This is a genomic window from Citrobacter sp. L55 (genome assembly GCF_002850715.1).
Taxonomy (GTDB): Bacteria; Pseudomonadota; Gammaproteobacteria; order Enterobacterales; family Enterobacteriaceae; genus Citrobacter; species Citrobacter braakii.
In genome coordinates, this window is sequence record NZ_KZ559400.1 from 97,973 (window position 1) to 111,435 (window position 13,463).

General features: G+C 51.8%; 10 protein-coding genes and 1 pseudogene. 6 read left to right on the forward strand and 5 right to left on the reverse strand.

Going from position 1 to position 13,463, the window contains the following annotated elements; translation table 11 throughout:
- Positions 1 to 66 precede the first annotated feature (66 nt).
- Positions 67 to 398, forward strand: a pseudogene (locus tag B9P82_RS04960) (YegP family protein).
- A gap of 159 nt (positions 399 to 557) precedes the next feature.
- Positions 558 to 1,919 (forward strand): prephenate-dependent tRNA uridine(34) hydroxylase TrhP, encoded by a 1,362-nt coding sequence (yegQ, locus tag B9P82_RS04965; RefSeq protein ID WP_046275427.1) that lies wholly within the window; start codon positions 558 to 560, stop codon positions 1,917 to 1,919.
- 257 nt (positions 1,920 to 2,176) lie between these two features.
- Here yegQ and clpA read toward each other — a convergent pair whose 3' ends face one another.
- Positions 2,177 to 4,453 carry an ATP-dependent Clp protease ATP-binding subunit ClpA gene (gene clpA / locus B9P82_RS04970; RefSeq protein WP_016153651.1) on the reverse strand — a complete coding sequence of 759 codons (2,277 nt, stop codon included), beginning with the start codon at positions 4,451 to 4,453 and terminating at the stop codon, positions 2,177 to 2,179.
- Positions 4,454 to 4,483: 30 nt separating this feature from the next.
- Entirely contained in the window at positions 4,484 to 4,804 is a 321-nt protein-coding gene (gene clpS / locus B9P82_RS04975; protein WP_003036810.1) for an ATP-dependent Clp protease adapter ClpS, read from the reverse strand.
- Positions 4,805 to 5,127: 323 nt separating this feature from the next.
- Here clpS and cspD point away from each other — a divergent pair, with 323 nt between their 5' ends.
- A complete protein-coding gene (gene cspD / locus B9P82_RS04980) occupies positions 5,128 to 5,352 on the forward strand; it encodes a cold shock-like protein CspD (protein WP_003036813.1) in 225 nt (74 codons plus the stop codon).
- 74 nt (positions 5,353 to 5,426) lie between these two features.
- On the opposite strand, the gene macB is transcribed toward cspD, so the two are convergent.
- The gene (macB, locus tag B9P82_RS04985; RefSeq protein WP_016153652.1) at positions 5,427 to 7,373 is read right to left on the reverse strand and encodes a macrolide ABC transporter ATP-binding protein/permease MacB; all 1,947 of its coding nucleotides are present in this window, start codon (positions 7,371 to 7,373) and stop codon (positions 5,427 to 5,429) included.
- Complete coding sequence (macA, locus tag B9P82_RS04990; protein ID WP_016156938.1) at positions 7,370 to 8,485, reverse strand: macrolide transporter subunit MacA; 1,116 nt, start codon at positions 8,483 to 8,485, stop codon at positions 7,370 to 7,372. The genes macB and macA overlap by 4 nt, the downstream gene beginning before the upstream one ends.
- Before the next feature lie 160 nt (positions 8,486 to 8,645).
- Between macA and B9P82_RS04995 the strand changes: the two genes are divergently transcribed.
- Positions 8,646 to 9,596, forward strand: a complete 951-nt coding sequence (locus tag B9P82_RS04995) for a VirK/YbjX family protein (RefSeq protein ID WP_016156939.1) — start codon at positions 8,646 to 8,648, stop codon at positions 9,594 to 9,596.
- On the opposite strand, the gene B9P82_RS05000 is transcribed toward B9P82_RS04995, so the two are convergent.
- Positions 9,593 to 11,251, reverse strand: coding sequence for an ATP-dependent endonuclease (locus B9P82_RS05000; protein WP_016153655.1), 1,659 nt, complete (start codon positions 11,249 to 11,251; stop codon positions 9,593 to 9,595). The two genes, B9P82_RS04995 and B9P82_RS05000, sit on opposite strands and share 4 nt — an antisense overlap.
- A gap of 372 nt (positions 11,252 to 11,623) precedes the next feature.
- On the opposite strand from B9P82_RS05000, the gene aqpZ reads away from it, so the two are divergent.
- Together aqpZ and B9P82_RS05010 are read left to right on the forward strand one after the other, a co-directional pair.
- Complete coding sequence (gene aqpZ, locus B9P82_RS05005; protein WP_046275429.1) at positions 11,624 to 12,319, forward strand: aquaporin Z; 696 nt, start codon at positions 11,624 to 11,626, stop codon at positions 12,317 to 12,319.
- 143 nt (positions 12,320 to 12,462) lie between these two features.
- A complete protein-coding gene (locus tag B9P82_RS05010) occupies positions 12,463 to 13,362 on the forward strand; it encodes a LysO family transporter (RefSeq protein WP_019077194.1) in 900 nt (299 codons plus the stop codon).
- Positions 13,363 to 13,463: the final 101 nt, after the last annotated feature.

Below are 13,463 nucleotides of genomic sequence, written 5' to 3' on the forward strand. Positions count from 1 at the left end.
CATACTCTTTGTGGCAACACTGTCGTCAATAACTGTTTGATATAAAACTTTAATCAAGGAGTTCATATGGCTGGTTGGTTTGAATTAAGCAAGAGTAGCGATGATCAGTACCGCTTTGTTCTTAAGGCTGGAAACGGGGAAACGATCCTTACCAGTGAGCTTTACACGACAAAAGGCGCGGCAGAAAAAGGGATCGCATCTGTCCAGGCTAACAGCCCTCTGGCCGAGCGTTACGAGAAAAAAACGGCAGCTAATGGCAAATTGCATTTCAATCTGAAAGCAGCAAACCACCAGATTATTGGTAGAGTCAACTGTATGCGAATGAACAGTCGCGCGAGACCGGTATTGCTTCAGTTAAGACCAATGGTGTAAGTCAGACGATAAAAGATAAAACCTGATAATGACTCGCTCAGCCGGGTAACGCCACGCTGTCGCCCGGCGTTTTTCTTTACCTGTCTTCCCCACAGCGCTACAATGCCCGCCCTTAATATGGGGGCACTCCCCTAACCGCCTCATTGAGTGAGGCGAGTCTGACCTGTCATCAGAACGAGAACATTATGTTTAAACCGGAACTCCTTTCCCCGGCGGGAACGCTGAAAAACATGCGTTACGCTTTCGCCTATGGCGCAGACGCTGTATATGCGGGCCAGCCGCGTTACTCACTGCGCGTACGCAACAACGAATTCAATCACGAAAACCTGCAGCTAGGCATTAATGAAGCCCATGAACTGGGTAAAAAATTCTATGTGGTGGTTAATATTGCCCCGCATAACGCCAAGCTGAAGACCTTCATTCGTGACCTGAAACCGGTGGTGGAAATGGGGCCGGATGCACTGATCATGTCCGACCCCGGTCTGATTATGCTGGTGCGCGAAAACTTCCCTGACATGGACATTCACCTTTCAGTACAGGCTAACGCCGTAAACTGGGCGACGGTGAAATTCTGGAAGCAGATGGGATTGACCCGTGTGATCCTGTCCCGCGAACTGTCGTTGGAAGAAATTGAAGAAATCCGCACCCAGGTGCCGGATATGGAAATTGAGATCTTTGTTCACGGCGCGCTGTGCATGGCTTACTCCGGCCGCTGCCTGCTCTCTGGCTACATCAACAAGCGTGACCCAAATCAGGGTACCTGTACCAATGCCTGCCGCTGGGAATACAACGTGCAGGAAGGCAAAGAAGACGTGGTGGGCAATATCGTGCATAAGTACGAGCCTATCCCGGTACAAAATGTTGAGCCGACGCTGGGTATTGGCGCGCCGACTGACAAAGTCTTTATGATCGAAGAAGCCCAGCGTCCGGGTGAGTACATGACCGCGTTTGAAGACGAACACGGCACTTACATCATGAACTCGAAGGATTTGCGTGCCATTGCCCACGTTGAGCGCCTGACTCAGATGGGCGTGCATTCGCTGAAAATTGAAGGCCGTACTAAATCATACTATTACTGTGCACGTACCGCGCAGGTTTATCGCAAGGCCATTGATGATGCCGCTGCCGGGAAACCGTTCGACCCGCAACTGCTGGAAACGCTGGAAGGTCTGGCGCATCGCGGTTACACCGAGGGGTTCCTGCGCCGCCATACGCATGACGACTATCAGAACTACGAATACGGCTTCTCTGTTTCCGAGCGTCAGCAGTTTGTCGGCGAATTCACTGGCGAACGTAAAGGTGAACTGGCGGCTGTGCTGGTGAAAAATAAATTCACCGTCGGCGACAGCCTGGAGCTGATGACCCCACAGGGCAACATCAACTTTACCCTCGAACAGATGGAAAACGCGAAAGGCGAAGCGATGCCGGTTGCGCCGGGCGATGGTTACACCGTGTGGATGCCTGTACCGGAGGATATCGATCTGAATTATGCATTGTTGATGCGTAATTTTACCGGTGAGTCCACGCGCAACCCACATGCTAAGTAGTTAATTACGGTTATTTTTCAGCGTTCGGAAGATTCTTAGAAATCGATCACATACCGCTTCGTTCATTAAGGGTATTATCCCATCCGCTGAAAAACATAACCCATAAATGCTAGCTGTACCAGGAACCACCTCCTTAGCCTGCGTAATCTCCCTTACGCAGGCTTATTTTTTGCCTGCCGTTTACCCCCCTATTCAAATCACGACTTTCAGGCGAAAAAAAACCGGGCATTACGCCCGGTTCATTAGGTGATTAGATATTAATGTGCTGCTTCTGGCTTGTGCTTTTGCGCACTCTGGAAACCATAAGTCAGCTCATTTTTCTCTTTATCCAGCGCAACGGTCACCTGACCGCCATCCACAAGCGAGCCGAACAGCAGTTCGTTAGCCAATGGTTTTTTCAGGTTATCCTGGACAACGCGCGTCATCGGGCGTGCGCCCATTGCGCGGTCATAGCCCTTCTCAGCCAGCCAGTCGCGGGCTTCCTGACTCACTTCCAGAGAGACACCTTTTTGATCCAACTGAACCTGAAGTTCGACGATAAACTTATCAACAACCTGATGAATCACCTCAGTAGAGAGATGATCGAACCAGATAATGTTGTCGAGACGGTTACGGAATTCCGGCGTAAACACTTTTTTGATTTCGCCCATCGCATCAGTACTGTTGTCCTGATGAATCAGCCCAATCGATTTACGCTCGGTTTCACGCACGCCGGCGTTAGTGGTCATGACCAGCACCACGTTGCGGAAATCAGCTTTACGCCCGTTATTGTCGGTCAGCGTACCGTTATCCATCACCTGCAGCAGCAGGTTAAAGACGTCCGGATGCGCTTTTTCGATTTCATCCAGCAGCAGTACCGCATGCGGATGCTTAATGACAGCATCTGTCAGCAAACCGCCCTGGTCGAAACCGACATATCCCGGAGGCGCACCAATCAGGCGGCTGACGGTGTGACGTTCCATATACTCGGACATGTCAAACCGCAGTAGCTCAATACCCAGCGCTTTGGACAACTGCACCGTGACTTCGGTCTTACCAACGCCAGTCGGTCCGGCAAACAGGAACGAACCGACAGGTTTATGCTCGTGTCCCAGACCAGCACGGCTCATTTTGATCGCTTCAGTCAGCGCCTCAATGGCTTTATCCTGTCCGAATACCAGCATTTTCAGACGGTTGCCCAGGTTTTTCAGCGTATCGCGATCGCTCTGCGAAACGCTCTTCTCCGGGATCCGCGCAATGCGGGCCACGACGGACTCGATATCCGCCACGTTGACGGTTTTCTTGCGCTTGCTGACCGGCATCAGACGTGCCCGCGCGCCCGCCTCATCGATCACGTCAATCGCTTTGTCCGGCAGATGACGATCGTTAATGTATTTCACCGCCAGTTCGACCGCTGCACGCACCGCTTTGGCGGTGTAGCGAACGTCATGGTGCGCTTCGTATTTCGGCTTCAGACCGTTGATGATCTGCACGGTCTCTTCAACCGACGGCTCAGTGATATCGATTTTCTGGAAACGGCGTGCTAGCGCGCGGTCCTTTTCAAAGATATTGCTGAATTCCTGATAGGTTGTGGAGCCTATCACACGGATTTTACCGCTGGAGAGCAACGGTTTGATCAGGTTAGCCGCATCCACCTGGCCGCCCGATGCCGCACCCGCGCCGATAATGGTGTGGATCTCATCGATAAACAGAATGCTGTTAGTATCCTGTTCCAGTTGTTTCAGCAGCGCCTTAAAGCGTTTTTCAAAATCGCCACGGTATTTGGTACCCGCCAGCAGCGAGCCGATATCCAGAGAGTAAAGGGTACAATCAGCCATCACTTCCGGCACGTCGCCCTGGACGATACGCCAGGCGAGGCCTTCCGCAATAGCGGTTTTCCCGACGCCAGACTCACCCACCAGCAGCGGGTTGTTTTTTCGACGACGGCACAGTACCTGAATGGCGCGTTCCAGCTCTTTGTCCCGTCCAATGAGCGGATCAATTCCGCCCACACGGGCAAGCTGGTTAAGGTTAGTCGTGAAGTTCTCCATACGGTCCTCCCCGCCAGCTTGCTCTTCGTTATTCGGCTGATTACCAGAGTCAGAGGACTGACTTGGTTCGTCTTTGCGCGTGCCATGAGAAATAAAATTCACCACATCAAGGCGACTCACTTCATGCTTACGCAGCAGATAAGCCGCCTGAGATTCCTGCTCGCTGAAGATGGCGACCAGCACATTAGCACCGGTAACTTCATTGCGCCCGGAGGACTGAACATGAAAGACCGCGCGTTGCAACACACGCTGAAAACTCAACGTTGGCTGCGTGTCGCGCTCTTCTTCACTGGCAGGCAATACGGGTGTGGTTTGTTCAATGAAGGCTTCGAGTTCCTGACGCAGCGCCACCAGATCCACGGAACACGCTTCCAGCGCTTCGCGGGCCGATGGGTTACTGAGCAATGCCAGTAGCAAGTGCTCGACGGTCATAAACTCATGTCGGTGCTCGCGCGCTCTGGCGAAAGCCATGTTTAAACTGAGCTCCAGTTCTTGATTGAGCATAGGCACCTCCCCCAATATTTATGCCTGCATTTAGGCTTTTTCTAGCGTACACAGCAACGGATGCTCGTTCTCCCTCGCATACTTGTTCACCATCGCAACTTTGGTTTCAGCCACTTCGGCAGTGAATACGCCGCAAATCGCTTTACCTTGATAGTGAACGGCAAGCATCAGTTGCGTTGCACGTTCTACATCATAAGAAAAGAATTTTTGTAACACGTCAATAACAAACTCCATCGGAGTGTAATCATCATTGACTAATATCACTTTATACATAGATGGCGGTTTTAGCGCGTCGCGCAATTTATCTTCCGCCAGCAGATCGAAATCCAGCCAGTCGTTAGTCTTACCCATTGTCAGTCGTCATCTTCAGTTACGGTTTCCGGCAGAAAATCTTGCCGCTGACAAGCAGCCTATGCGCACAATCAATCTACCTCAAGTATTAGATAACTATCATCTATTAGTGCCATCCGCGACATCTGTCACATAACCGACAATAGCGTTAACTGCTTCAAATTTTGATGCATTTTTACCCTATTCCGTCAGTCTGGCGCTTGACGCCTCGCCTGATTTCTCTAAATTGTAGTTTCGAGAGTTGGCGAGGTTTTGAACAGCCCCCACTCCGCCACCGGTTCATTCCATCTTACTTATATAAGATTTACGAAGGATGTCGAAGCATGGAAACGGGTACTGTTAAGTGGTTCAACAACGCCAAAGGGTTTGGTTTCATCTGCCCCGAAGGCGGCGGCGAAGATATTTTCGCCCATTACTCCACCATTCAGATGGATGGTTACAGAACGCTAAAAGCCGGACAATCTGTCCAGTTTGATGTCCACCAGGGGCCAAAAGGCAATCATGCCAGTGTCATCGTGCCTGTCATTGAAGCAGAAGCTGTCGCATAGCTCTTCTGTTTCATTGTGTACATCCCGCAGTCAAAATGCCAGCCTTTGCGGCTGGCATTTTTATCTCGATGGTATTATTCCCGCGCCAGAGCATCTACCGGATCCAGCCGCGCCGCATTTCGCGCCGGTAGCCAGCCAAACAAAATCCCGGTCGCAGTCGAACACAGAAACGCCGTCAATAAGGCTACGGGTGAGAAACCTATTTCCCAGCCAGGCAGGAATAGCTGAAGCGTAAAGGCGATCAGCATCGACAAGCTAATGCCCAACGCGCCGCCAACCAGACACACCAGCACCGCTTCAATTAAGAACTGCTGCAGTACGTCACTGGCGCGGGCGCCAACCGCCATACGAATGCCAATCTCGCGCGTTCGTTCGGTTACCGAAACCAGCATAATATTCATCACACCAATCCCACCGACCACCAGCGAAATCACGGCCACCAGCGTCAGGAAGAGTTGTAATGTACGTGTGGTCTTTTCGGCGGTTTTCAAGACACCGTCCATATTCCAGGTGAAGAAATCCTTCTTGCCGTGGCGTAGCGTCAGTAGTCGGGTGAGCTGCTGCTCAGCCTGGGCACTATCAAAACCGTCTTTCACCCGCACGGTGATCGAGTTCAGCCACGACTGCCCCATAATTCGCCCGGACATGGTGCTGTAAGGCAGCCAGACCCGCAGGATCTTGCTACTGCCAAACATCGACTGTTTCTCTTCTGCAACACCAATCACCGTGGCAGGCATATTCCCCACCAGCACAACTTCGCCGACAACTTTCGCTTTGTTGGGGAACAATTGACGGCGGGTATTGCTGTCGAGCACCACCACCTGAGCGCGCCCCGCCAGTTGTTCAGCGTTAAAAGTGGTCCCTTCGCTAAACGTCATGCCATAGACGTTGAAATAGTCGCCGCTAACGCCATTAGCACTGGCGGCCACGTCGATATTGCCATAGCGTAGCCGCAGGTTTTTCGACACCGCAGGCGTCACCGAACTGACCCAAGGCTGCTTCTGTAACGCCGTTAAATCGTCATACTTCAGCGCCTGTTGATATTGTGGGTCGTCGTCGCCGAAATCTTTGCCTGGATAGATATCGATGGTATTGGTGCCAATAGCGCGAATATCTGCCAGCACCAGCTGTTTAGCCGCATCGCCTACCACCACAATCGACACCACCGAAGCAATACCGATGATGATCCCAAGCATGGTCAGTAGCGTTCGCATTTTATTCGCAGCCATTGCCAGCCAGGCCATAGTGAGCGCTTCGCGAAAACCGCTGACAAACTGCCCCCAGCCGGACGCCGTTTTCACCGTCGGCTCCGCGATATCGCGCCCGGTAGAGGGTTTGTGCGACGGCGGATTGCGCACAATCTCGCCGTCACGAATTTCAATGACGCGTTCGGCCTGTGCGGCAACCTGGCTGTCGTGAGTGACGATAATCACCGTATGCCCGCGATCGCGCAGCTGATGCAAAATCGCCATCACCTCTTCGCCTGAATGGCTGTCCAGCGCGCCGGTGGGTTCGTCGGCGAGGATAACCTGTCCCCCGTTCATCAGCGCACGCGCAATACTGACCCGCTGCTGCTGACCACCGGAAAGCTGGGAAGGCTGATAGTCGACTCTGTCGCCCAGACCCAGTCGCTGCAGGAGTTCTTGCGCACGGGCCAGGCGCTGCTTACGTTCGGTGCCAGCGTAGACTGCAGGCACCTCAACGTTTTGCGCGGCGGTTAAATGCGACAACAAATGATAACGCTGGAAGATAAAACCGAAATGTTCGCGACGCAGCTGGGCTAACGCATCGCTATCCAGCGTGGAGACATCGCGCCCGGCAACCCGATACGTACCGCTGGTGGGTTTGTCCAGACAGCCGAGAATATTCATCAGCGTCGATTTACCCGAGCCAGACGCCCCGACAATCGCCACCATTTCCCCGGCCTGAATGCTCAAGGATACGTCCTTCAATACCTCGACCTGACCTTCGCCTGACGGATAGCTGCGGCGGATATTGCTCAGTTCAAGCAATGCCGTCATTTTGGCGCTCCAGCGTTGCCCTCACCGGTGATGACTTCATCCCCCTCTTCCAGCCCTTTCACGATCTCCACATCGGTGTCATTACGCGCGCCGATAACCACTTCACGTTCACGGGTTTCGCCGTTACGCAGCAGCCTGACGTTATAACGATTGTTGCCAATAGGATCGCCCAGCGCCGACAGCGGGATCGTCAGGACATTTTTCACATCGGTGAGCTGGATATGGACCTGCGCGGTCATATCCAGACGCAGGATCCCTTTCGGGTTGGGAACTTCGAAGCGAGCATAGTAGAAAATTGCATCATTCACTTTCTCTGGCGTCGGAAGAACATCTTTGAGCTTACCTTCGTAGCGCGTCTGAGGATCGCCCAGTACGGTAAACCAGGCCTTTTGCCCGGGATGCAGGTGAATCACATCCGCCTCGGAAACCTGCGCTTTCACCAGCATGGTGCTCATATCTGCCAATGTCAGAATGTTAGGTGCCTGCTGGGCAGCAATAACGGTTTGCCCCTGAAGGGTAGTAATTTGCGTGACTTCGCCTGCCATTGGCGCGACGATGCGGGTGTAATCAAGGTTGGTTTTTGCCGTATCGAGAGAGGCTTGATTACGCTTAATTTGCGCATCAATTGTGCCGATTTGCGCCTGTTTGACCGCCATCTGAGTAGCCGCCGTGTCGAGATCCTGCTGCGAGACAGCCTGGGTTTTCGCCAGCTGTTGCTGACGGGAAAGCGTTACCCGCGCCAGTTTCCACTCGGCTTCAGCCTGTAAACGCTGAGCGCGTAATTCCATCAGCGTCGCTTCAACCTCTTTAATCTGGTTTTGCGCCTGTTCAGGATCGATAACGCCAAGCAGTTGATCTTTTTTTACTTTGTCGCCAATGGCGACCGACAGCGTTTTTAACTGCCCGCTTACCTGCGCCCCGACGTCAACTTTACGCAACGCATCCAGTTTGCCGGTTGCCAGTACGCTTTGCTGCAGATCGCCCGGACGAACAATTAACGTTTGATACTGAGGTAAAGGCGCATTAAGCGTTCGCCAAAGTGCAATTATCGCCACAATAATGATGATGGCGAAGAGAAAATAGCGCTTTTTGATTTTTCCCTTGAGCTTCATAAATGTCCCAATTTCCCCCAATACGTCCACCAGAGTGGAGTGGTAAACATCAACGTTAAATAAATAGCCGTTGAAAAACGCAAGAATAACAGAGTTATTGATGAATGGTTAAGATCCGCTGTGTTGAAATTAGTACCAGAGTATCCATCGGATTGTTATTATGAGCCAGCTAACTGACAGCACTTTTCATTCTTCAAAACCCGCCACAAGTTTTAGCCTCTTTTGTAGCCTGATGACCGGACATTGGCGCCCTGGAAAATTTTGGCATCAGCGTAGCTTCCGTCGTAAGTTTTTGTTGCGCTCAGCGCTTATGCCACGATTAATGCATGAATGGATGACTGAACTGGCGCAATGGCCTGATCTCGATAGCGTACTGGCACGCCAGCCTCGTCTGCCGGTTCGCCTACATCGCGCCTATCTCGCACAAAACCTTGATCGGAAAATGAAACTGGATGCTGTGCGTTTTCATTACAATGCTATCCGCAGCTCTTTTTCAGCCACTGAATATAAAGCTTATTTAAGTGCGGATGGATTACAACTGGCACAAATTGAAGGCAAAAATAGCGAAATATTTAGCGTAATACTGGGCTCATTTATCTCACTGGATAAAGAAGGTGAAAGTACCATTCTGGTACGCAATAGCGCTGGCGAGACTTTAGCGGAAATGACGTTTACGCTGTGCAATTATCAAGGAAGCAGCACACTGTTTATTGGCGGGTTACAGGGAGGCAGTCGATTACTGCCACATGAAGAAATTCAAAAAGCGACCAAATCATGCTACGGGATTTTCCCTAAACGTATTGTGATGGAAGCCATTTGCTGTTTTGCAGAACAATTGAATATTAAACAAATTCTGGCTGTCAGTAATGAACAGCATATCTTTCGCAGCCCGCGTTACCACGATAAAAACAAGGTGATACTTTCCGACTACAACGCATTTTGGGAGTCGGTTGGCGGTGAGTGCGACAGTCACGGCTATTACCATATCCCACGCACAATGGCGCGAAAAAGCGAAGCGGACATTGCCAGCAAAAAACGCGCGGAATACCGCCGTCGCTACCAGTTACTGGACAGCATCCACTCGCAGCTGTCGTCGATGTTTCGCAACTAATCCGCTCTGCCGCGTGCCAACCACAGCACGCGGGAAAACATTTTTCGCAGCAGCGTTGGCACCGCGTCAACGCCGCGCCGCCCGGCTTCCATCGCCACCTCAATGGCTAAATCTGGTTTTGACGACCGGTGAATCGCCTTCGAGATAATTTTGCGCATATTCATGGGCACGTTTTCGGGGATTTGCGCCACCCTGTGGAATACGTCAGCGAACCCCTGGCGATACATAAAGTGTTCCATGTCCAGCGCGGGAAGCATGGTTAAATGATCGCGCTCTTCTTCTCTGTCGTTATTCAACAAACTCCGCACCGTAGCGGCATACTTTTTCCCGGCTTCATCACCATCAACCAGCACATGCCACTCGATACCCATCCGGCGGGCGAACTTAACCAGCGGCTTAAGGCCGGACTGGGCAAATTCAATGACTTTGATACCTTCCGCATCAAAGTGGTGCCCACACTGGCGGGCCAGTTCGTTAATGACCCAGGTTTCCGTTTCGCCTTCCACCAGCAGCCAACAGCGGGCAAACAACGACGATGCACGGTTAAAACGAATATGAAAGGCAATACGCCGACCATCTTCTGCGCTGATCCCACCTGGCCCAAGCCGCCAGGCGGCGACGCGGGAAGACTCACGCACCAGGCGGACAACATGTTCCACGGGGGTGAGGGACAGTAACTCACCTGAGTTGGTGGTCGCCACCCGTTGCAGCGGAAGCAAATTCAGCAGGTGCCAGGCAACCGACAGCATAATCGGATGTAAACGCGTTTCAGGATCTTCTACCAACAGTAACGGCCGGGCGTCTTTATCCAGCCTCAGCGTACCTTTGGCCTGTAACAGCGTCGAAAACAATCCCAACAAGATCACGCGGTGCGTGCGTCCGCCCGGTCTATCAATCATACGGTTGATAATATCCAGATAGCGCCAGCTACGTTGTTCGTTATTGGAACGTCGACGCATCAGACGATAGCGGGACTGACTGGAACCTTGCTCAGAAAAATAGTGTTCCAATAGCTGTACCATGGCCGATAACCCCTGACGTATCTGCCCATCTGTCAGGTTTTGCGGTCGGGTAGCCAGTTCACGTGCCAGAAAATCCAGTTGCCGCGCGGTCACTTCGACATCCGCCGAATCCGGCACCGTCCCGTTACGGATCCGTCGCATAAAACGCGCGTCACGCAGGCGCAGTACTGGCATCAAACGCACGAGGTGCCGCGCCTGATCGTTAATGTCGTCGAGGGGAAGCTGATGGCCCTCGCCATCCAGAAAACTGCGTAACGTCAGAACGCTACCGTCGTCCGCACATTCACCTTCCAGTCGATAGAAAATGCGGTGATAGCCATCCTGACACAGCGTCCAGCTGGCTTCCAGAGGACGATACCTGCGCACGCGGTGGCGACCTGGTTGAGACTCACGAAACGTCAGGATGATATGCAGATGATGTTCCCGGCCTTGAATATCGCCCGGCGGGAACCAGAAATCTTCGCGGTCAAAGTGGTACAAATCAGTTTCCGGCGACAGCAACAGGGTTAAAGCATCCAGCAGACTGGACTTACCCCACGCGTTCTCCCCAATCAGCACGTTGCTTTGCTCCAGCATCAACGACAGACGGTTAATACCACGAAATCCAACAATCTCAACGCGTTCGAGAATCATATAGCCTCCGGAAATGCTAACTTTTTCCTTCAAGTTATCAGGAGTATAACGGCAAGCGGGCGCTCAGGACACCCGATATGATCAGGAGGTTAGTCGCAGAAATCAAAAAATATAAGAATATTCTTCTTATGTTTTCCCCGGAATATTATTTCAGAACTCAATCATCGCCGTTTTGCTAATTGAACTATGCTTCATTCATCCAATATTCAAAAAGGAATCACAACATATTGCCTTAAATCAAATTTTTTCATCAATTTAACTGGCGAAGGGATGATGTTTTTTTCTAAAATACCGGCTCTTTCATCATCGTCCCTTTTAGCGATGAATTACCGGGTAAGGAACACGAACCCGGAACTTTTAATTGAGGTGGTTATGTTCAGGAAATTAGCAGCCGAATTCTTCGGTACGTTTTGGCTCGTCTTTGGTGGGTGCGGTAGCGCAGTTCTGGCCGCAGCATTCCCGGAGTTGGGTATTGGATTTGCCGGTGTCGCGCTGGCGTTTGGTTTGACCGTATTAACCATGGCATTCGCCGTAGGTCATATTTCCGGCGGACACTTTAACCCGGCGGTGACCTTCGGTTTATGGGCGGGCGGTCGCTTCCCGGCAAAAGACGTTATTGGTTATGTTATCGCTCAGGTTGTGGGCGGTATTGTTGCAGCAGCGGCACTGTATCTTATTGCCAGCGGTAAAGCTGGTTTTGACGCAACTGCCAGTGGTTTTGCCTCGAACGGCTTTGGTGAACATTCACCTGGCGGCTATTCAATGATGTCTGCCGTCGTAATTGAAATTATTTTGACCGCTGGTTTCTTATTAGTGATCCACGGTGCGACCGATAAACATGCTCCGGCAGGTTTTGCACCTATTGCGATTGGTCTGGCGTTAACCCTGATCCACTTGATCAGTATTCCGGTTACCAACACCTCCGTTAACCCGGCACGTAGTACCGCTGTAGCCATCTTCCAGGGCGGCTGGGCATTACAGCAATTGTGGTTCTTCTGGGTTATGCCGATTATCGGTGGGGTCCTCGGCGGTCTTATTTACCGCACTCTGCTGGAAAAACGCGATTAATCGATAACAAAAAAGGCCTGGCGCAAGTCAGGTCTTTTTTTTCCCCGCTATATTTCCTTTTATTTGCAACTTTACTCCCTTCATTGCATTGAGTAGTGTGTGCTGGCGCATTTCGTCTTACTCTCAGCAAGGATCTGGTTTTCATGTTTTCAGGGCTGTTAATCATTCTGATTCCCCTTATTGTGGGCTACCTTATTCCGCTTCGGCACAGGGCTGCATTAAAACTCATCAATCGCCTGTTGAGCTGGATCGTCTACCTTATTCTCTTTTTTATGGGCATCAGCCTGGCGTTTCTGGATAATCTCGCCAGCAACCTGTTAGCCATTCTTCATTATTCTGCGGTCAGCGTGACGGTCATTTTGCTGTGTAATATCGCGGCGCTGTTCTGGCTGGAGCGTTCGCTGCCCTGGCGACATAACCACAAGCAAGAAAAGCTACCCTCGCGAATTGCGATGGCGCTTGAGTCGCTCCAGCTTTGTGGCGTCGTCGTCGTGGGTTTTCTGCTCGGCCTCACCGGTCTTCCTATTCTGCAGCACGCCACCGAAGCCAGCGAATATACGTTAATCTTTTTACTGTTCCTGGTCGGGATTCAACTGCGCAACAGCGGTATGACCTTAAAGCAAATTGTGCTGAATCGCCGGGGGATGATTGTTGCGGTGGTCGTCGTCGCCAGTTCGATGCTGGCGGGGGTTATCAATGCGTTGATCCTCGGCCTGCCGCTGAAAACCGCGCTGGCGATGGCGTCTGGTTTTGGCTGGTACTCCCTGTCCGGTATTCTGTTAACCGAATCCTTCGGGCCGGTGATTGGTAGCGCCGCCTTCTTTAATGACCTGGCCCGCGAGCTGATTGCCATTATGTTGATTCCTGGAATGGTGGGCCGCAGCCGCTCAACCGCGCTGGGGCTATGTGGCGCGACATCAATGGATTTCACCTTACCGGTGCTCCAACGCAGCGGCGGTCTGGAGATGGTTCCGGCAGCCATCGTCCACGGCTTTATTCTGAGTCTGTTAGTGCCTTTGCTGATGGCGTTTTTCTCCGCCTAAAGTCAGGACAAATACCTCTCTGGCGGTAGTCATCTACCGCCAAAATTGCGCTAAATCAATCTCCCTGCAAGTTGTAGCAGAAATCCCTTTTATCCCTTCGC